The organism is Paenibacillus nanchangensis, from assembly GCF_046543445.1.
Classification (GTDB): domain Bacteria; phylum Bacillota; class Bacilli; order Paenibacillales; family Paenibacillaceae; genus Paenibacillus_AQ; species Paenibacillus_AQ nanchangensis.
In genome coordinates this window covers 53,198-73,749 of sequence record NZ_JBHOFD010000028.1, presented here as the reverse complement: position 1 = coordinate 73,749, position 20,552 = coordinate 53,198, and the positions used below count along the sequence as shown (strand labels likewise).

Below are 20,552 nucleotides of genomic sequence, written 5' to 3'. Positions count from 1 at the left end.
CATCCGCAGCCCGTCTGTCGAATATGCGGCATTCCCGGAAAATTTGCTGGTTGTTCGGCTTTCTTCTTTCTTTTATTATAAACAACGCACCGACGCAAAAGCAACACGGTGTCGAATTAAAAAGAGAGGAAGGCAATCTAATGAAAAACCGGGAAAACGCATCAAAATGGACGGTATGGGGACTGCTGCTCGGACTGTTCCTGTCCAGCTTGGATCAAACCATTGTATCCACAGCCATGCCATCCGTTGTAAGTCAACTGGGGGGATTCTCCTATTACAGCTGGGTGTTTACGGTTTACATGCTGGCATCCACTACGACTATGCCGGTTTACGGCAAGCTGGCCGATCTATGGGGACGCAAAAAAATGATGATAATTGGCCTGTCCCTATTCCTCGCAGGCTCAGCCCTTTGCGGGTTTGCTTCCGGAATGACGGAACTTATAGTGTTCAGAGGAATTCAGGGCTTAGGTGCAGGTGCATTAATGCCCATCTCCATGACGATCGTCGCGGATTTGTATCCCCCCGAACAACGCGGCAAATTCATGGGATTGTTCGGAGCGGTTGTGGCGGTATCCAGCATTTTCGGGCCTTCCCTCGGTGGAGTCATCGTTGATTATTGGCATTGGGGCTGGATTTTCTTCATCAATATTCCACTTGGCCTTTTTGCTCTGGTCATCGTTACAGTCACCTTCAAGGAATCCGGTCTTCGCGAGCGGCGGCCTGTCGATTGGCCAGGCGCCCTTACATTAAGTGCGGGGATCGTTAGCTTGCTGCTTGCGATGGTGCTCGGCGGTGATAATAGTACAGGGGGGGCGACGTATGATTGGACTTCCCCGGTAATTCTAAGTTTGTTCATGGGCGGAGGCATTCTCCTTGCCGCATTTCTGTGGATCGAAACACGCGTCGCCGAGCCGATCCTTCCGCTGGGTTTGTTTAAAGTAAGGGCGATCGGTGTAGGAAATGCGGTTGGCTTCTTCGTAAGTGCCGGAATGTTCGGAGCGATCGTCTATATTCCCTTATTCGTACAGGGTGTGATCGGCGTGTCATCGTCTATCTCCGGTTATATTTTGACTCCGCTTATGCTGTCCGTAATCGTCACTTCCATCGCAGCAGGCAAACTCATGATTCATTTCTCGTACCGCTCCATTCTTATTGCTTCTTTAATTTTGATGAGTATCGGGTTTCTTCTTCTTACCGGAATATCGCCGGAGACAACCAAGACAAGAATTATAGTGGATATGATCATAGTAGGACTGGGGATGGGGGCCGTCTATCCAACCGTCGGCACGGCCGCCCAAAATGCGGTAGACAGCTCCCGGATGGGGGTTGCGACAGCCTCCTCCCAATTTTTCAGATCAATTGGCGGGACAATCGGCGTCAGTGTGTTCGGCAGCTTTATGTCTACACAGCTGAATTCGGGAATGACTGGTCTTCTAGGAAAGCTGGACTCCCCGGCAAATCCGCAGATGCTGCTGGACAGCAACGTTCGGAATACCCTGCCAATGGATGTGGTAAACGAACTTGAGATTGTGTTCTCCGGAGCGATTCAGCACGTCTTCTGGGGGGCTGTGATCTGTGTGGCGGCCGGACTGATCGCTAGTATGATGCTCGGGAACGCCCGGCTACCTTCCGCCAAGCTTAAGAGATAGAAAGACATGCAGGACGGCGGATGGAGCCTAACCGATTGTACACGGCGGCCAAGGATCGAACGTTACGCAAATGCGTTCGCGGCTCCCCGCTCTCTATTTTTTTCCCCTGGTCTCACCGGCTCAGCATTTACGCTGTAAACCTGTCGGGACGGATACTGACAGTTACTGCCGCAGCACCGCCCCTCTTTGCGCCGCGGGAGGTGCGCCGCAGCATTTCCGGTTAGCAAGGGCAATTCCGCTCTGCCTAGTGATACGACTGCCAGAACGCGCCTTCTGTCCGGATTAATCCCATAATTTCCGCGTAAGGGATCCGGAAAGAAGGAAAGCCCGCGGCGTAAGGGGCAATTTCATACGGCGCGAAATACAGAGTTAGCGCTTCCTCGTCAACATAAAACGGCTGATCCGGCGCAATGCCTTTATAGCTGCCCGGGAAAACATAGCTGTACTGCGGGTCATTTTTGATTCGTTCGCCTACGATTGCACTGAGTTTTTTTACATAATCGCTCCCGGGCTTAAACAAGTCTTCGAGCCGGTAAAATTCGCCGGTTTTGAGATCGATATGCGCAAAATCCCGTGTCGGCATGCCGTGAGCCGCCCCAAACGGATAAGTGTATCCCTCCAGTTCAAGCACTAGCAGCTGCTTGCGGAAAAAATGGACCGAAAAATCGCCGTTATAACTAGCTTCACCCGGTTCAGGTATAGTAGCTTCGCCGGCAAGCGCCATCTCCCGCAATTTTTTGTTTACTGTTTGGGCCACTGCGGGATCGCGGATACCCCGAACCTCCGGATAATAAATCAGCACATCGGGATTCGGCTTGTATTTGCGTTCCTCCACCAAATAAGGCGGGCGCAGGGGAATCACCGTATTTTGCTTCCAGACCAGGCGTCCTGCACGGTTGTAGTAAGACGTCCGGCGGTCCACATCCGCCCGGATTAAGCCGTCTTCCAGCGTCAAGGTTCCCGAGCCCGCCAGGCGGGGCGGCTGTGCTGCCGGTTGACCGCTCCGGTCGATAAAAAAGGTCCAGCCTGCGTCGGAAACGGACGCCAAACCTTGCTCGTAACGGTTCACCGCCAGGTACGGTCCGGGATTCAGCTGCGTTCCAGTCTCCGCATCGTAGATCGCGTAACGGCTGCCAAGATACGGTTTCTCCGGGTCCAGGGCCGTTCCGGCCGCTACCCGTTTTTCCCCAAGCTGCTGGATGTCGCTGAACCGTGGCGGGATCACAAACCGTCCTGAGGAGTCGATTAATCCGTACTGGCTGCCGTAATCCGCCGCTGTATTCACTACCGCACGCCCGTCTTCAAATGGAAGAGCCTGCGTGTATCGTGGAGAAATAAGGACGGTCCCGTCTTCATGCAAATAACCGTAAGGTCCGTTCTCTTTGGCCTGAAACGCCAAGTAGCCGTCACCGCGGCTTCCGACAAAAGGATAACGGTAGGTTTGCAGCCGCTTACCGTTTCGGTCAATGAGCGCAAACTCCGCCTGCCCTGTCTGGACAAGCGCTTTTCCGTCCATAAAGTCGCCGCCGTCCAAATAGACAGCGGGCAGCGCGACGGCGCCGTCCGATCCCAGGTATCCGTACCGGACAGGGCCGTCCCCGGCAGTTTCATTGAACAAAGCCCTGCCTTCTTTTACAGGGTTTAAATAAGAGTAACGCTTTCGGGTCAGGGGCCGGCCCTGTTCGTCCAGGAGAAAATATCCTTTGTCATCGGATACCACAGTTCTGCCTTCTGTCGTGGGTCCGATATAGGAATACACCGGCTTCAGTGTTTCTCTGCCGTAGACATCGATTCTCCCGCTGTGTCCGCCCAACTGGATAACAGCCTGACCGTCTTTTTGAAACGGCTCCGCATAGTCGTAAATCGGATCAATTGCGGTGCGTCCCGTGCGGTCAATATATCCCCAGCGGACGCCGCTGGCCGTGGAGAACGGCGCCGGATATCGTCCCAGCCCGGCAGCGGATTCTTGGGTTTCCAAGCTTGATTCCGGCCGGATAGTGAAACCCGTGTCCTTGTCCGTCTCCGCCTCTCTCCTGTTCTGCACGCCAGAGTTTATCTCTGGCTCCGGCCAATTTTGCACGCCGGCATTCGTCTCGTTCCCGACCTTCACGCCGGCGCTGGGTTCTGTCTCTGTACCATCCTGCTCGCCGGTATCCGCCACTGTCTCATCCTGCCCATCAGTATCCTCTATCCCGTCCTGCTCGCCAGTATCCACCTCTGTCCAGACAATCGCTTCTGCAGGCAGATCCGTAGCCGCCATGCTTGTCAGCTTATAACCGGCGTTATAAACAGGCCAGTAATCTATGCGGTAAAACCCTGGCACAGCGGGAAGCCGCACTGCTTGTGTTGCTCGGACTTCCGCAGCCCCCGCCGGAGTCCACACGCCATCCTCCCACTTCCAGACTTCCGTTTCGTACACGATAGACGTTTTGTCGTCTGCTTGGTTCCGTCTCTTCCCGTCCAGCATATCTACGCTCTCCTTCCCGCCCGCCCCCGCTCCCTCCGCTGCTGCAGCCAGCCGGGCAGGGCATTTGCCTATATCATATGAAGCGGAGTCCCATCCGGTTACCGGAAGAGGTATAGCAACCAGAAGCAGTCAATTGGGGTTACTCGGCGTTGGCTAGTTAGCGGGTAGTAGTTCAGCTGGGTACCCCGGCCTTGGCGGGTTAGCGGGAAAAAGCAATTCAATTCATTGGCACAGGGCTGTTGAGACAACATGGAACAGAAACTGGAACGGGGATTGGAACGGAAACGGCAAACAGCCGTCCCCAGTCTCCGGGTTTCCGGAAACAAGGGACGGCTGGAAGCGGAAAAGAGCTTACCGTTTGGCGGAGTATTTCCGCATATCGAAAGCAACCGCCGCAACGATGATCAGACCTTTGATGATCAGCTGCCAATAAGGGCTGATGCCGATAAAGGTCAAACCGTAGTTGATGATGGTGAAAATGATAACGCCGACCAGAACGCCGGGGACAGTACCGATTCCGCCTGTAGTCGAGACGCCGCCGACAACGCAGGCCGCGATGGCGTCGAGTTCGTACATATTACCATAGTTGTTGGTGGCACCGCCGGTTCTTGCTGCTTCAAGGACGCCGGCCAGACCATACAACGAGCCGGCAATGGCGTAAATATAAATCAGGTTTTTGGAGACGTTGATGCCGGATACTTTGGCTGCCTGAATGTTGCCGCCGATTGCGTACATGTTTTTGCCGAGCTTGGTTTTGTTAAAGACCACCCATACGATAGCCGCCACACCAAGCGCGATCAATACGATATAAGGTATGGAATATTGGCCGCTGCCGATGAATCCGGAACCAAGGTCGGTGAAGTCTTTGCGCAATCCGCCGATCGGCTGCGACTGGTTTGGCTCCATATCGAAGTACAGGGAGTTAACGCCATAGACGATAACCATCGTACCCAGTGTTGCGATAAACGGCGGCACATTGAGCTTGGAAACGATTAGACCGTTGATTAAACCGCAGATTAAACCTGCCAGGATGGCGAGGACGATCGGCACGATCAGCCACATTTGCGGAAGATCCGGGAAGAAACGCCGCGAATAGTCAGGAATTTGCAGCATGGATGCGGAGATAACCGCTGTCAGGCCGACAACGCGTCCTGCGGACAAGTCTGTACCTGCTGTAATCAGGATGAAGGCAACGCCAAGCGCGATGATGATCCGGGTCGAAGATTGGATCAGGATATCCCGCAGCGTGCTGACGGCGATAAAATTCGGATCGTAAACAGCGATTCCGAGGATCAGTATCACAAGTACGATATAAATGGCGTTATTGGAAATAAAGCTTTGCGCTTTTTTAACGTTCATATGGGGTTCCTCCTAGGAGCTTATGGATGAAAATGGCGGCTGGTGCTGCCTTGGTGAACGGCTGGCGAAAACCGCAAACTGCGGTCCTTGTCCTGCAGGCTGCCGCATGATAAAAAATGGAGCTGAATCCTAATGCTGCGCAGCCAGTCGCATGACTTCCGTCTCCGTTGCCTGCGCGCCCTCCAGAATGCCGGTCAGACGCCCTTCCGACATAACCATCACGCGGTCGGACATGCCAAGCAGCTCGGGCATCTCGGACGAGATCATAATGATGCTTTTGCCTTGTTTGGCGAGATCCGCAATGATGGTATAAATTTCGAATTTAGCTCCGACGTCGATGCCGCGGGTCGGTTCATCCAGCAGCAAAATGTCGGGATCGGTAAGCAGCCACCGGGCCAGCAGCACCTTCTGCTGGTTGCCGCCCGACAAGTTCATGATCAGCGTTTTGGTGGTCGGCGTCTTTGTCCGCAGCTTTTCGACCATCTGGTCGACCTCCACCTTTTTGCGTTTGCTGTCAAGCAGGCCAAAAGGCGTCTTGTAGCGGTCCAGATTGGCAATCGCCCCATTTTCATGCACCGACAGCACCGGAAAAATACCGGTCACCCGCCGCTCCTCCGTCAGCAGGGCCATGCCGTGCTTTTTTGCGTCTTCCGGTGAATTGATCCGGACCGGTTTACCGTCGATGGAGATGGTCCCCGAGGAGACCGCCCGGAGTCCAAACAGCGCTTCAATGATCTCTGTCCGCTGGGCCCCAACCAATCCGCCGACGCCAAGAATTTCGCCGCGCCGCAGCTCAAAGGAAACCTCTTTAAACGATTTCGGATCCGGCGAAGTCAGCTTATCAACCTTCAGAATGACGTTACCCGGCACATTGTGCCGCTCCGGGAACCGGCTTGTCAGATCACGGCCAACCATCCGGGAAATAATCAGATCGGTGGTCATTTCCGCTGCCGGCCAGGTGCCGATTTTTTTGCCGTCCCGCATAATGGTAACCTCATCGGAGATCGTCAGAATTTCTTCCATTTTGTGAGAAATATATATGATGGACACGCCTCTTTGTTTCAAATCCCGGATAATCCGGAACAGATGCTCCACTTCCACGCCCGTTAGCGACGAGGTTGGCTCATCCATCACGATGATGCGGGAGTGAAACGAGACGGCTTTTGCAATTTCAATGGACTGCACCTTCGACACGGACAGTTTGCCTACCAGCGTTTCGGGATCAAGATCGATATCCAGATCTTTGAATAACGCTTTCGTGTCGTGGTACATTTTTTTATGGTCAATAAATTGTATAGGCCCGATTCCTTTAGTTGGAAAACGTCCCAGCCATACATTCTCCATCACGTTCCGGAAAGGCACCGGATGAAGCTCTTGATGGATCATCGAAATGCCGTTCGCCAATGCGTCATTGGAATTGGAGATGCCAACTTTTTGTCCATCAATCAGAATTTCGCCCCCGTCCGGGGAATAAATGCCGAACAGGCATTTCATCAGCGTCGATTTGCCGGCGCCGTTTTCGCCCATGAGTGCGTGAACAGATCCGGGTCTGACCTGCAGAGTAACTCCGTCCAGCGCTTTGACGCCGGGGAACTCTTTGGTGATATTGGTCATTTCCAGCAAAAATTCATTTTGTGCCATATGTGTTACGCCCCCTACGCTATTTTTCTTTTCCATGAGAGGCACAGCGGTTTGGTCCTGGTTCCTATCCCACTTGAAGGAAGGAGGGGGAGCGGAATTCCACTCCCCGCCCGTCTAGCTGCTGCGATACCTGATTCCTTGGATGCTGCGCATGTACAGGACATGCCCTATTTCGTTACAAGCCGGAGGCTGGATTACTTCACGTCAGCCACGTTTTCTTTGGTGATTTTTTTGTAGGAAATCCATACATATTGGTTGTCGGTGATGTCGAACCCGCCGATGTTTTCTTTGCTTGGCGTTTCGCCTTTAGCCAGTACGGAAGCCAATGTGATTGCGGCTTTACCTTGGTTGTTGGCGTCGTTCAGAACCGTTCCGAGCATGGTGCCTTCTTCCAGCGCCTGCACGGCTGGTGCGGTAGCGTCTACACCTACGACCGGCATATATTTGTCGCCGGTGAAGTAACCGGAAGCTTTCAGCGCTTCAATCGCGCCGAGGGCCATGTCGTCGTTGTTGGCCAATACGGCTTCAATTTTGTCGCCGTGCGAGCCGAGGAAGGCTGCCATTTTTTCCTGCCCTTTTACGCGGTCCCACATCGCCGTGTCTTCAGCGAGCTTCTCGACCTTGATGCCGGCGTCTTCAATAGCCTGGATGGAGAAGGTAGTGCGCAGCTCGGCGTCCTGGTGTCCCGGTTCGCCTTTCAGCATTACGTATTGGAGTACGCCGTCGCCGTTTTTGTCAGCTTCAGGATGGGCTTTCCAGTAGTCGACGACGATTTGGCCGGACAGGGTGCCGGACTCTTCCGCTTTGGCGCCGACGTAGTACACTTTATCCCACTTTTTCATGTCTTCCGGAAGCGGTTCGCGGTTCAGGAACACGACCGGTGTGTTGGCGGTTTTGGCTTTGTCGATGATCACGCCTGCCGCAGTGCGGTCAACCGGGTTAATCAGCATGCCGTTGTATTTTTTGGTGATAAAGAGGTCGACTTTGTCATTTTGGGTCGGCTGGGAGTTTTGGCTGTCCACGATATCCACTTCGGCGATGCCCTCGGATGCGGTCTGGATCGCGTTGCGGACGCCGGTCATAAACGTGTCGTCAAATTTGTAAATGGCCACGCCGACTTTTGGCGCTTTAGCCGAATCGCCCGCAGCCGGGGTGTTGCCGCCGCTGTTTGCGGAGTTCGCTGCGTTGTTGCCGCCGCCGCAGCCGGTCAGAGCCGCGCCCAGCAGTGCGCTTGCAATAAATACGGAAGTGATCTTTTTCATAGGTAATGACCTCCTGGTAATTGAATAATAGGTTTCTATTGATTTGCCCCTTGCGCTTCACCCGCTTTTTTCTTTCTCCCGGGCACAACTTTATTATGCTGTAGATGAAAGCGATTTCGAATAGAATATCCTCCTCTGTTGTATTAAAATTCTCATCTCCTTAGCAGTAGAATTCTCCGGTTTCTGGTTCAGGTATACGGCTGCGCGGCGGCGGAACGAGGAACCAGGTAGAAGGTGTGCGGGAAATTGGGCTGATTATCCGGTTGATACCGCCCCGTCACACGCAAAAAAAGCCGACTCCCCCAGCGGCCGGAGGAATCGGCTTGATGCATGGCATCTTCGTATGGATTTTATTTTACAAACGGAAACAAAAGTTTCTGGTTTTCAGGCCACAGCATGTTGTCCAGATCAATCAGTTTGGTGCCCGTATCCACCCGTTCGGAAATGTCTTTGCCCTGCAGTGCCTCCACCGCCTGGCGGACCGCTAGGTAGCCGTTGCTGAACGGGTTCTGGATGACGGTTGCCTGAACTGTGCCCGCCTGCAGCATTTCCATCGTGGTTGCCGAGCTGTCGAATGCGACCATCTGGATATCCGTCTGGCCTAGCTCCTCCAGCATCTGGCCCGCCCCTTGCGACGCCGTTTCGTTCAACGTGGCCAGCCCGTCCAGCGATGGATGCTTCCGCAGCAGTTCGCGCGTTAACTGCCTGGCGTTTTCAATATCCGAGGTGGTGTACAGAATTTCGACAACCCGCACATTCGGATAGCGGGCGACATAGTTCAGGAACCCTTTTTCCCGCTCATCCGCATCCCTTGCCCCATAGTCAATCACGCTTCCGGACCGTTTTCCTTCGGATTGCTCAACCACGCTGGTAAAATTGAGGATGCCAATTTCGCCGCGCCCGCCCAGCAGCTTGATCAGCCGCTCCGCCGATTTCTGCCCGGCCTCGTATCCATTGGAGCCGACATAGGACACCACCCGCGCCGAAGCAACCTCGGCATCGACAGAGATCACAGGGATTTTGGAATACGACGCCTGATCAACGGCTTGCGCTAATCCCATATAGCTGCTGGCGGCAAGGATGATGGCATCCGCTTTGCTCGCAACCGATTCTTCCACCATCCGGATCTGCCCGTCGATATCCGTTTCGGCGTCCGGCGCTTTGAAGGTCAAGTCGACGTTGAACTCCCGCGCAGCCGCTTCAGCCCCAAGCTTGACGGTGTTCCAATAGTCGCCCCGGTTCATTTTGACGATCATATGAATGCTGCGGGACTGCCCTGTATCAATGAAATCCCCCTGGCGGGAACAAGAGGCTAGCAGACCGGCCGCCGCCATCGCCAAAACCAGGGCAGCCGCATAACGAAAATACCGGTTCAAGACGTTCCGCCTCCCTTCTGCCCCTCAGCAGGTTTCGCCGGTCCTGACGGTCCTGCCCGTTCCGCCAAATTCGCCATTTCCGCAGGCTCCGCCATTTCCGCCGGGAAGGTGATCGTCACCGTGGTTCCTTCCTCCAGCTCGCTTTCAAAAGCCAGTCCGTACTCTCGGCCATAATACAGGCCGATCCGCTCATGCACGTTTTTGACGCCGACACCGGAGCCTTTGTCGCTCCTTATACTGCCGCTCAGAATGCCGTTCATCACTTCAGGGCTCATCCCGAGACCGTTGTCGCTAACCCGGATGACCACGTTGCCCCCCTCCAGTTTGGCATCAATAGAGATGAAGCCTTCATCCGGCATCATTTCAATCCCATGGTACAGCGCGTTCTCCACAATCGGCTGCAAAATCAGCTTCAGCGTCCGAAGGCCAAGCACCTGCTCCTCCGCGGTGATTTCATACGTAAATTTGCCGCGGAAACGGATGCTTTGAATAACCAGGTAATGCCGAATGTGATCCAGCTCCTCCTCCATCCGGATGAAGGCTTTGCCTTTGCTGAGGCTGATCCGGAAAAACTTCGATAACGATTGAATCATCCGCACCACCTCGTCCGTTTTGCCCCGTTCGGCAAGCCGGATGACCGAATTCAGCGTGTTATACAGAAAATGCGGGTTAATCTGGGCCTGCAGCACTTCAAGCTCGCCTTTCCGCTTGGCTTCCTGTTCAAAAATAATCTGGTCCATCAGCTGGCGGATGCGCTGCAGCATCTGATTAAACCGTTTGGAGAGCTGCTCCACCTCATAGGCTCCGCTGACGTTGATCGGTGTATACAAATCGCCTTCGCCCACCTGCTTGACGGTGCGTTCCAGTCTGCGGATCGGCCGGGCGATGCGGGCGGACAGCAGGATCGACACAACAATTACGCACAGGATGACAACCGCCAAAAACACGCTCAAAAAACGGTTTAGATCTCTTTTGGTCGTCACGATCTCGTCATAGTAGGCGACGCCGACAATTTTCCAGCCCGTTTGGGGCAGCGTCCGGACTGTAATAAACCGCTTTTCACCCGTGGATTCGTCCAGATAGCTGCGGAACGAATATTCCAGCACCGGCTCAACGTTTTCGTATTTTAGTCCCGCATAAATCAGCTGCTGCTGGGGGTGGTACACAATGTTCCCAAGGTTGTCCAAAATGTAGGCATACCCCCGTTTGCCAAGCTGGACCTGCTTGCTGAGCTCGTCGATGGTACGAAAGTTGAAGTCGATCAGCAAAATGCCGGTTTTGGATACGCCGCCTTCCCGGTAGGTAATCCGCTTGCTCATAGAAACCACCCAGTTGTACTTGTACTCGAACAAATTTTGGATATGCGGCGGAGAAAAGAAAATATCCTGGGTTTTGGAAGGCTCGGTAAACCAGCTTTGTTCTGTAAGTTTGGTATTCCGCCGCATAGCTGACTGAGGCTGATTCAGCACCAGCTCGCCCTGCGGAGTAAACACGGCCACCGAAAACAGGTCTTCCCGCGTCTGCATCATCGTGGACAGCCGTTCCTGCAGCACCGGCGAATCAATGGAACCAACGTTCGCAATCTGCCGCTCGGCCATCTCGTAAATATTGCGCATCCCCTCCACATACAGGTCCAGATTGTACGTCACCTGCTCCACAATTTGCTGCATATTCAGATTGGCATTGTCTTCGGCCGTGCTCGCAAATTTATCATACAGCAGCAGGCTGACGATTATAGCGACAAGCACGGCTACTCCGGTAAAAGTCAGCGTAATGATGAACTGAATGCTGCGCAGCTTCGAAGACAGCTTGGCCGTTCCGTTCATCCGCCGCTGGGTCCGGACCTGGATTTTCTTCTGTTTCGGCAAGCTTACCCTCCTCTAGCGCTGTTCTTATATTCCTTTGGTGACTGGCCGTATTTCTTGCGGAAACAGAAGCTGAAATAGTTCGGATCGGCGAATCCGATGCGCTCGGCAATTTCAAATGCCTTCAGCTCGGTCGAACGCAGCAGGTCTTTGGCCGCCTCCAGCCGGATTTGCATCAGATAGTTGACGAAGGTCATTTTCATTTCTTTTTTAAAAATGCTGCTGAAATAGCCGGTGCTGATGTGCAAATGCTTGCACACTTTGCCGATCGAAATATCGGGTTCACCGTAATGCTCACGGATATAGGCTTTCGCCTGCTCCACCAGCTGGTTGTAGCCCGACTGGCGTTCACTTGCAATGGATTCCATCAGCCGGGTGCAGACGCCGACGATCCACTGCTTAGCTTCGCCCAAATTGTTAAACCGGTTGATCTCAGCCAGCAGGCCGAGGCCTCCACCGGCCAATTCCTCCAGTTCTGCGCCCGCTTCCTTGGCGACACGGAGAATCGACGTAACAATCTCAAGCAGGAAGATCTGATAATCGCTTGCGGACACCTGGCCAAGATCCAGTCCGGCGAACAGCTCGTCCAGCTCGCGGGTTAATTCCTGCACCGTGCCCAGCTTGAGCGTACGGATCAAAGACTGCTGCGCCAGCTCATCAAACGGAAGCGCCGCGGCGGATCGCGTCTCCACATCTTCAATCCAGATCACCCGGTTATTGCCCAAAATCACGCGGTAATCCAGCGCAGACGAAGCGTCCGCAAACGAGTTGTACAGCATGGCGGGCGATTCGCATACCGTGCCGGAACCAGCGGTAACCGTCAGCTTCAAATACCGCTGCACATGCTGCAAAATCTCCTCCAGTACGGCAGTTGTCCGCTGAACCAACCCTTCCCGGTCCTCATCCTGCGCCGAGGTGAGCAGCACCAGATCGTCCCGGTGGACAAACACGCGGCCGAATCCGTGCCTTCCGCAGATTTCCTCCGCAATGTTCAGGCAGGCGAACAGCTGAAGGCGGATGTCGCCCGTATCCCGGAGGGACTGGACCGTTCCCGGCTTGCCGCCGGCCTCCCCGCCGCGGATGTAATCCACACTGAGCACGGACGCTTGAAATAACCGGCCGGACAGGTCGATGCCGTATTCCCTGCTTTTGTCCGCAATTTCGGCCTGGCGCAAACGGCGCGAGATAAGCGAAGACAAAAACTGCTCCCTAAGCACAGGCAGGCTTTTCCGGTAATGCTCACTCAGCACGTGAATATTCTCTTTTGCGGCAATTTCCGTTTCAATCTGGCTCTTCACCTTCAGGATAACGTCAATCAGCTCCTGGGTGGAGAACGGTTTCAAAATATATTCGTCGATCTGCAGTTTGATCGCTTTCTGCGCGTATTCAAATTCGTCGTATCCGGTCAAAATAATGATTTTGGTGTCCGGATGCTTGCTCCGGATCCACTCCGCCAGCTGCAGCCCGTTCATAAACGGCATTTGAATATCGGTCACGACGACGTCTGGCAGCAGACGGTCGATCATCTCGGCGGCTTCCCGGCCGTTCTCCGCATGCTCCGGAACTTCAAAGCCATAAGCAGCCCAGTCGATCTGCTGCACGATTCCTTCTCTGACTTCCTCTTCATCCTCCGCCAGAATCAGCTTGTACATCGCTCATCCCTCTTTATCTGAATTCCCCCCGCAGCTTGCGGGAGCGCTGACGTAACGTCATGTTCCCATTGTAATCATGGGCGCGCAAAAAGCAATGGGAGAAGACCGTTCTGCCAAAGATTGTATGGTTCAAGGCAATCGGACCCAGGGTAATAAAAAAGGGCGAAAAAAAACCACCCCGCCGCAAGCGGGATGGATCCGTAGTATGATGGATGAGTTCGATTGGATAAATGGACTATACCAGCGATTTGACGAAACGGTAGCCCGATTTCTCAAAACCGATCCGGCGGTAGAACGCATGGGCCGGAGCACGCTCCACCCGGTTGCCGCTTTTCAGGAAGATCTGGCTGCAGCCTTGAACACGGGCCCACTCTTCGGCGGACAACACCAGCCGTCTGCCGAGTCCCTGGCCTCTAAGACGTTCGTCCACGATCAATGCGGTAATCTCCGCGATACATTCGTCCTGCTTGCAGTAAGAAGTGACCTGGCGAAAATCCACCATACCGACGACCTGATTGTTTATTTCGGCGACGAATACGCTGTGCAGCGGGTCCTGCTCCATGGCTTCCATCCGCTCTTTCATGACGCTGAGCGTTGTCGGGTAGCCAACCTCCCGCAGCATTGCCGTAATCCGATCCAGATCCTCCATGCTGAACTTTCGAATTTGCAGTACCGGTGACGCCACACTACTGTTCATCCTCGAATACCTCCACTTTTAGCAGAGACGCCGCCTGTCGGGCTGCCGTCCGTGCCGTTTCCACATGATCCGCCGTGCTTAATGCTACCGCCATCCGTCGGCCTGGACGAATCTCCGGTTTGCCGAACACCCTCACCTGGGTGCGGGGCAGCCGCAGCGCCTCGCCAAGACCTTGAATCCGAAACTTGCTTCCCTGCTCCTGTGCTTTAAGTGTCGCCGATGCGCCTGGCGCAACCAACTCCACCTGCCCGATTGGCAATCCCAGAATAGCTCTGACATGAAGCGCAAACTCCGATAAATCCTGTGTCACCATCGTAACCATTCCCGTATCGTGCGGACGGGGGGATACTTCACTAAACAGTACGCCCTGCTCCGTCAAAAACAGTTCGACCCCAAACAGACCCAGCCCGCCCAGTTCGTCCGTAACAGCCTTGGCGATCTTGTGGGCTTCTTCCAATTGGGCCGCACTCATCGGATGCGGCTGCCACGATTCCACATAGTCGCCGTCCTTCTGGATGTGGCCAATCGGCGGGCAAAAAATCGTGCCTTCCTTCGTCCGGACCGTAAGCAGGGTAATCTCGCTGTCAAAACGGACAAAAGCTTCCACGATCACCCGCGTGCCTTTGGCCCGGGCGCCCTCATGCGCCGCCCGCCAGCAGGACTCGGCGTCTTCCGGCTGCCTGCATATGCTTTGCCCTTTGCCTGATGAACTCATAATCGGCTTCACCACGCATGGCGTTCCCAGCTCGGCAACCGCCGCCTTCAGCTCGTCCAGACTGTCTGCGAACCGGTAATCGGCCGTAGGCACGTTCAGCTGCTCCGCCGCCAGGCGGCGAATGCCTTCACGGTCCATAGTCAGCTTGGCTGCTCTAGCGGTGGGAACGACCTGAAAGCCTTCCTCCTCCAGCTCCAGCAGCGCGTCTGTCGCAATGGCTTCGATCTCGGGAACGATACAATCGGGTTTCTCCTGACGAATAATTTCTTTCAGCGCCGCCGCATCCAGCATATTCGTTACATGGCTGCGGTGAGCAACGCCCATCGCCGGCGCTCCAGGATAAGCGTCGATAACGACCGTCTCCACGCCGAGACGCTGCGCCTCAATGATTACTTCTTTGCCCAATTCGCCGCCGCCCAAGAGCAGCAGCTTGAAGCTGTGAGCCGACAAAGGCGCTCCCCACATGTCAAGTTTCAACCCTCTTCGCGAAATTTCGCCCCGGCTCTGAAACCGGTTGACGATCCCCATGAAATTTCATGTATTCTACCATCTTATTTTCATTCATCACGCACAAGATTGCAAGCATTCCTCGACAATTTCCAACAACCTTCACAGTTGAATGCGGTTTACATCCGCTGGTCCGGCTTCCGCAGGCCGAATCTGGTCTTCCAAATTCCGCAGGGTATCCGCGATTTCAAGCCAGTAAGCGGGGGCAACACCTCCTTTACGCGAGGCGTTCAGCGCTTCATCCCGTTCGTTTAGTTCCTCGGCAAGCCGCTCTGCCGAATGACGGAGCGAAGCGGTAACGCAGGATTCATAGTGTGCAATCAGCGCTTCACCGGCTTCAGCCGCGGCCGCGGCGAAATGGGTCTTGTAGACGGGCTCTAGCTCCGCCCGGAGCGCGGTTCGTCCCTGCCCTTCAAAGAAATGGCGCGGGGATTTGAACGCTCCCCAATAAACGCCGAGGTCCGGCGTTTCCAGCCGGATGAGCAGATCTTCGGGTGCGGTCCAGTCCTCGTCCGCGAGTGGAATCCCTTCCGGGTGCGGCTCGGACCCAATGTCCGCCGCCGCTAGTTCTGCGGCTTTTTGCGTAAAGCGCCTGCCCGCGGCTTCCAGCCGGAGTGTAGTCGCCCACAGCTCCTGTTCCAGCTCCCGCCGGGCCGTCGACCACAAATCCCGGCCGCAGGCGGCGAACCGTTCCTTGAGTCCGGAGGCTTCCGCCCGCAGCACTGAAGGGTGGAACGCCTCCTGGTAAAACCGCCCAAAGGCGAACTCCAGACGCTGTCTGACATGGTACAGCAGCTCTTCGCCTTCCCGGCGCAGCTCCCGCTTAGCTCCGCTGTCTTCCGCAAGCGCAGCTAACCGCTGCTCCGCTCTCGCCCGGTCTTCGGTCCACTGCCGGAGCCGGTTGTCCTGCTCGGTTTGCGCTTCAGCGGACAAACGGGCCCATTCCGTCACCCGGCTGCGGATCCCGGCCAAAGCGCTTGCGGCCGCATGCAGCGACAGGTCCGGGAGTTCTTCCCCGGCGAACCGGCCGAGCGCCGCTTCAAATGCGCCGAACCGCGACGCGTGATAACGCTGTTCGTCTCCGGCTTTGCCCTCAAGCGCTCCCAGGCTCGACAGCGGGAACAAACGCGGCGCGTGCAGGCCGCTTGCCCGCAGCGACTGGCGGACATAATCCACCACGCCGTCCAGCTCCTCTTCGTCCGACGCCAGATCGGATGCGTTGATGACAAAAAACATTTTGTCCATTGCAAAGCTGTCCTTGATCCGTCCCAGCTGGTCCAGCAGCTGACGGTCCGCCTTCGAAAAGGCATGGTTGTAATAGGTGACGAATACGATCGCATCGGCGTCCTTCATGTAGGAGAACGTAACGCCGGTATGCCGCGCATGCAGCGAATCCGCCCCCGGCGTATCGACCAGAACAACGCCGCTGTCTGTTAGCGGACAGGAGAAATACAGGTTGATCCCCCGGACATAACAGGACAGCGATTCCCGGGCGGCCAGCTCGCCGAACCGTTCCATATCCACCGTCAACGTCCGTCCCAGGATCGGCTCCGCTTCCTCCCAGCCGGCAGCAGCCGCCCGTAAAAAGCCGGCATGCGCCTGGACTGACGGGTGAAGCTGCGCGGTCTTCAGCGAACCGGCGGCCATCCTCCAGCTGGACCGCTCCGGCTCGCCAAGCTGGAGCGCGCCAAAAGCATGGCGGATGTCGTCCCAGATTTCTTCCGCCGATTTCATGGCGACCGCCGCCGTCCGGTTCTGCGCTCCGTCTGCGGGAGCCAGAATCCGGCACACCGCGGCGGTGGCGGGATGCGGCGACACCGGCAGCGCGGCTTCGCCCAGCAGTGCGTTGGCGAAGGAGGATTTGCCGGCGCTGAAGCCGCCGAACAGCGCCACCGTGAAGCGGCCGCCGGCGAGGCCGTCCGCCCGGCTGCGCAGCGCGTGCGCGGCGGAGGCGAGCCCCGGCGCCGGCTCAAGCGCCGCCGCGGCTTCGCGCAGGCGGCCGGCTGCGGCGCTGAGGCGGCGGCGTCCGCCGGCCGCGGGGAAGGCCGCGGCGGCAGGAGCGCCGGGCACTTGGTGCGCGGCTGTGCCCGCGGCGGCAGGCTGCGACGCAGCCCGCTCCACCGGGCCTGCTCCCTGCACCCTAGCACCCGCGGCCGCAGTCTCCTGCGCCGGAGCCGCCTTTAGCGGCGCTTCGCTGCCGGCTTCCTCCCCGGCCAGCGGCAGCGGCGGCAGCAGCCGGCCCACATCGGCCTCCTGCGCCTCCGCTGCGGAAGCCGGCAGCAGCGCCGCCAGCTCAGCCGCCCGCGCCGCCTCGGCCGCCTTCAGCGCCGACAAGCGCTCGCGGGCCTCGGCCGCTTCCGCAAGCCCGCCCAGCCGGCCGTCAAGCTCCGCCCGTTTGGCCTCCAGCTTCGGCGGAAGCTGGGCCAGCAGCGAATCGCCTACGGCCAGCAGTGCCCGCCGGAAGCCGTTTTTGATCTCCGCCGCGAGACCCCGGCAGTAGTTCAGCAGCGGCTCCCCGCTGTCTCCCGTGTCCGGCTTGACCGATGCGGCCAGCCCTTCGGCGGTCACCTGCGGGAGCGCCGGTTTCAGCAGCGCTTCCGCCTCATCCGCCGGCAGCTCCAGCTCCTCCGCCCAGCCGCGCAGCAGCTGAACGGCATGCCATTCCAGCCGGGCTTCCGTCTCTCTGGCAAGCAGCCGCTGGAACGTCTCCAGCCGGGCGGCGCGTTCCTTCTCCCGCTTCGATGCCGTGCTGAACAGTCCGGTGCGGAAGCCAGGCGCGGTGCTGGCGATATAGCTCCCGGCCGCCTCGCGGACATCGGCGGGCATCAGGTTCACATTCTCCAGCAGCGCGTCCGCTTCACTCCGCAGGCGGTTGAGCGCGGTTTCGGGCAGCTGCCCGAGACTCGCGCGCTCCTGCGTCAGCCGGTCAAGCTCCGCCGCAGCTTCAGGCCCTGCCTCTGCCAGCACCTGCTCCAGCTTCTCCCGTTCCTCCGCTTGTTCTTCCCGGTAGGCGCCGAGGTGCGCCTCCGCGGTCTGCACCGCCGACCGGAGAATGCTGTAGCGCACCAGCTCCGCACGGCGGGCGATCAGCTGCTGCAGCAGTCCGGTAAGCCTCTGCCAGCCGTTTAGTGGGTGGTCCTGCACCTTAAGCGACGTAAACAAAAGCCCTTGATAACGTACTCCCCATTCCTGGAAAGCGCTTTCCATCTGGGTACGGTACACTTCTATAGACAGCTCGTTCTCCCGGTGCTTATCAATCTGATTAACGATCAGATACAGCGGTTTGCCCCAATCGCTCAGGCTTTTGGCGAACGCAAGGTTGTTTTCGGACTGTACATGGTTATAATCCATCACATAAAAAACAACATCCGCTAAATGCAGCGCCGAACGCGTTGCCGCCCTGTGACCGTCATCCGTCGAATCGACGCCTGGTGTGTCCATCAGCACGCCGTGTGAACCAAGCAGCGGAATATCCGCCCATACCTCAAGGGCAGCATAATCGCCTCCATTGCGGCCGAAGTCGTGCAGCTTCTCCAGTGTTGTTTCCCAAGGCTCCGCCTCACGCGATGCCGGATGCACCAGCACTCTAGGCTCACCGCTGCGGACCGAAACGACATTGGCGCTGGTCGGCACCGGACCGGAGGGCAGCACATTGGCACCGCACAAACGGTTGATCATACTTGACTTGCCTGCCGAAAAATGTCCGCAAAATGCGATGACAAGCTCATCTCTCGACGCTTTATCCGACAAATCCGCATAAATCTCCGCGGCGTCCGGATCTCCCCACTGTTCCATACGCTTTTTCAGCTGCTCCAGGCTGCCGGCTGCGGTGCCGCCGGGAACCGCAGCCGTGTCTATACCGGCATGTTCCGCTTGCATCGTCCGTCTCTCCTCACCGTCGGGCTTGTCTCTTTTTGCGATAATAATAATTCCATTTTATCACCGTATTGCCACAAATCAAACGCCAACCCGTCATCTTTCCACATATTTCATATACAAAAAGCCGGCCAGAGAAGAGTTCTTCCCTGACCGGCTATTCTGTGCATATTTACCTATAGTCCGCCGAATTAGGCGGTTGCTGCAAAGCTAGTTTACCGGTTTAGGTAGTTTCCAGCTCTGCTATCACCAGTTTAGTCAGCTTTCAGCTCTGCTATCACCGGTTTAGGTGATTTCCGCAGAGTCAATTCACTGAATTAAGCAGCTTCCGGCTTAACTAGTTACCAGTTTAGGCAGTTTCCAGCACCGGCAGCAAAATTTCAAAAACTTTGCCGTGCTGCAGAATCGTCAAGCCGCGGGACTTGTCCTTCATAACTACCACTTCAGGTTTCTGGGACATACGCTCCAGATAGTGTTCGGGAACATCGCCGGAATGGCTGATGGTTACACCCTCTACTTCCTGCTCTTCATTTTCTTCCAGCGAGCTGTCGACCACCCGCTCAAAAATGTCGGAAAACAGCTCAAAATTGTCCGTGTATACAGAAATGCATCTCATTCCAATCCCCATCCTCTTCTTCTACTCTAAAATGTTGGTTAGTTGTATAGCTTTTTTTGGCCCGGACGCCGCAGTTGCCTGCCTGCCGCCGCTTCACATCACAAAGCTGGCCAAAACGAAAGCTAAAAGGCGCTGCACCCGGCAGGCCGTTACCCTTCAGTTTGTTGACGCGAACGAGTACGCGTGCCAGGTTTAGTCTTTCTAATTTCGGCCTGTTTCATTCGTTTACGTCCTTCGCGGCATACATCCAGCAGCGGGCAAATCTGGCACTGCGGATTCTGGGCCTTACAATGATACCTTCCGAAAAAAATAAGCCGGTGATGCGTCAGCGTCCACTCTTCCCGGGGAACGGCTTTCATCAGCTTTTTTTCGACTTCCAGCACCGAATCCTTCCACCCGGCCAGTCCCAGCCGTTTGGAAACACGCTCCACATGCGTATCCACAGCGATGGCTGGTACACCAAAAGCGTTGGAGACGACGACATTTGCCGTCTTGCGTCCAACTCCAGGCAGCGTGACCAGTTCATCATGGGCTTCGGGCACCTCGCCGCCGTATTTGTCGATCAGCAGGTGGCATAAATTCTGAATATGCTTGGCCTTGTTACGGTAAAGCCCAATCCGCCGGATATCCTGTTCCAATTCTTCAAGCGGCACGGACACGTAATCAAGCGGCCTCCGGTATTTCTGGAACAAATCCGCCGTAACCTTGTTTACTGTCGCATCCGTACACTGCGCTGATAGCAAAACGGCAATCGTCAGCTCAAACGCGTTACTGTGGTTCAGTTCGCAGCGCGCATCCGGAAACATGCCGCCAATGGTATCCAGAATATGCCGGACCTCAGCAGCTTTCATCTCGTCACCTCCGGCTGCT

The 20,552-nt window shown here is 56.2% G+C and carries 13 protein-coding genes; 1 reads left to right on the top strand and 12 read right to left on the bottom strand.

The window, feature by feature from the left end:
- The first annotated feature begins 140 nt into the window (after positions 1 to 140).
- Positions 141 to 1,649 (top strand): MDR family MFS transporter, encoded by a 1,509-nt coding sequence (locus ACE6ED_RS21045; protein ID WP_410829380.1) that lies wholly within the window; start codon positions 141 to 143, stop codon positions 1,647 to 1,649.
- Between the two features lie 244 nt (positions 1,650 to 1,893).
- Here the strand turns inward: ACE6ED_RS21045 and ACE6ED_RS21040 are convergent, their stop codons facing one another.
- The 12 genes from ACE6ED_RS21040 to nth form a co-directional block, all read right to left on the bottom strand.
- Positions 1,894 to 4,116, bottom strand: a complete 2,223-nt coding sequence (locus tag ACE6ED_RS21040; protein ID WP_410829379.1) for a WG repeat-containing protein — start codon at positions 4,114 to 4,116, stop codon at positions 1,894 to 1,896.
- Positions 4,117 to 4,467: 351 nt separating this feature from the next.
- On the bottom strand, positions 4,468 to 5,475 hold the full coding sequence (gene mglC, locus ACE6ED_RS21035) for a galactose/methyl galactoside ABC transporter permease MglC (RefSeq protein WP_410829378.1): 1,008 nt from the start codon (positions 5,473 to 5,475) through the stop codon (positions 4,468 to 4,470).
- 129 nt (positions 5,476 to 5,604) lie between these two features.
- Entirely contained in the window at positions 5,605 to 7,116 is a 1,512-nt protein-coding gene (locus ACE6ED_RS21030; RefSeq protein WP_410829377.1) for a sugar ABC transporter ATP-binding protein, read from the bottom strand.
- A 194-nt stretch (positions 7,117 to 7,310) separates the two neighbouring features.
- On the bottom strand, positions 7,311 to 8,378 hold the full coding sequence (locus tag ACE6ED_RS21025; protein ID WP_410829376.1) for a galactose ABC transporter substrate-binding protein: 1,068 nt from the start codon (positions 8,376 to 8,378) through the stop codon (positions 7,311 to 7,313).
- 350 nt (positions 8,379 to 8,728) lie between these two features.
- Positions 8,729 to 9,754, bottom strand: a complete 1,026-nt coding sequence (locus tag ACE6ED_RS21020) for a substrate-binding domain-containing protein (RefSeq protein ID WP_410829375.1) — start codon at positions 9,752 to 9,754, stop codon at positions 8,729 to 8,731.
- On the bottom strand, positions 9,751 to 11,622 hold the full coding sequence (locus ACE6ED_RS21015; RefSeq protein WP_410829374.1) for a sensor histidine kinase: 1,872 nt from the start codon (positions 11,620 to 11,622) through the stop codon (positions 9,751 to 9,753). The genes ACE6ED_RS21020 and ACE6ED_RS21015 overlap by 4 nt, the downstream gene beginning before the upstream one ends.
- A gap of 2 nt (positions 11,623 to 11,624) precedes the next feature.
- The gene (locus tag ACE6ED_RS21010) at positions 11,625 to 13,271 is read right to left on the bottom strand and encodes a response regulator (protein ID WP_410829373.1); all 1,647 of its coding nucleotides are present in this window, start codon (positions 13,269 to 13,271) and stop codon (positions 11,625 to 11,627) included.
- Between the two features lie 235 nt (positions 13,272 to 13,506).
- The gene (locus ACE6ED_RS21005) at positions 13,507 to 13,968 is read right to left on the bottom strand and encodes a GNAT family N-acetyltransferase (RefSeq protein ID WP_410829372.1); all 462 of its coding nucleotides are present in this window, start codon (positions 13,966 to 13,968) and stop codon (positions 13,507 to 13,509) included.
- Positions 13,958 to 15,148, bottom strand: coding sequence for a formate-dependent phosphoribosylglycinamide formyltransferase (gene purT, locus ACE6ED_RS21000; protein ID WP_410829415.1), 1,191 nt, complete (start codon positions 15,146 to 15,148; stop codon positions 13,958 to 13,960). The genes ACE6ED_RS21005 and purT overlap by 11 nt, the downstream gene beginning before the upstream one ends.
- A 144-nt stretch (positions 15,149 to 15,292) precedes the next feature.
- On the bottom strand, positions 15,293 to 19,069 hold the full coding sequence (locus tag ACE6ED_RS20995; protein WP_410829371.1) for a dynamin family protein: 3,777 nt from the start codon (positions 19,067 to 19,069) through the stop codon (positions 15,293 to 15,295).
- Positions 19,070 to 19,415: 346 nt separating this feature from the next.
- A complete protein-coding gene (locus tag ACE6ED_RS20990) occupies positions 19,416 to 19,682 on the bottom strand; it encodes an NAD/NADP transhydrogenase alpha subunit (protein WP_410829370.1) in 267 nt (88 codons plus the stop codon).
- 149 nt (positions 19,683 to 19,831) lie between these two features.
- A complete protein-coding gene (nth, locus tag ACE6ED_RS20985) occupies positions 19,832 to 20,533 on the bottom strand; it encodes an endonuclease III (RefSeq protein WP_410829369.1) in 702 nt (233 codons plus the stop codon).
- Positions 20,534 to 20,552: the final 19 nt, after the last annotated feature.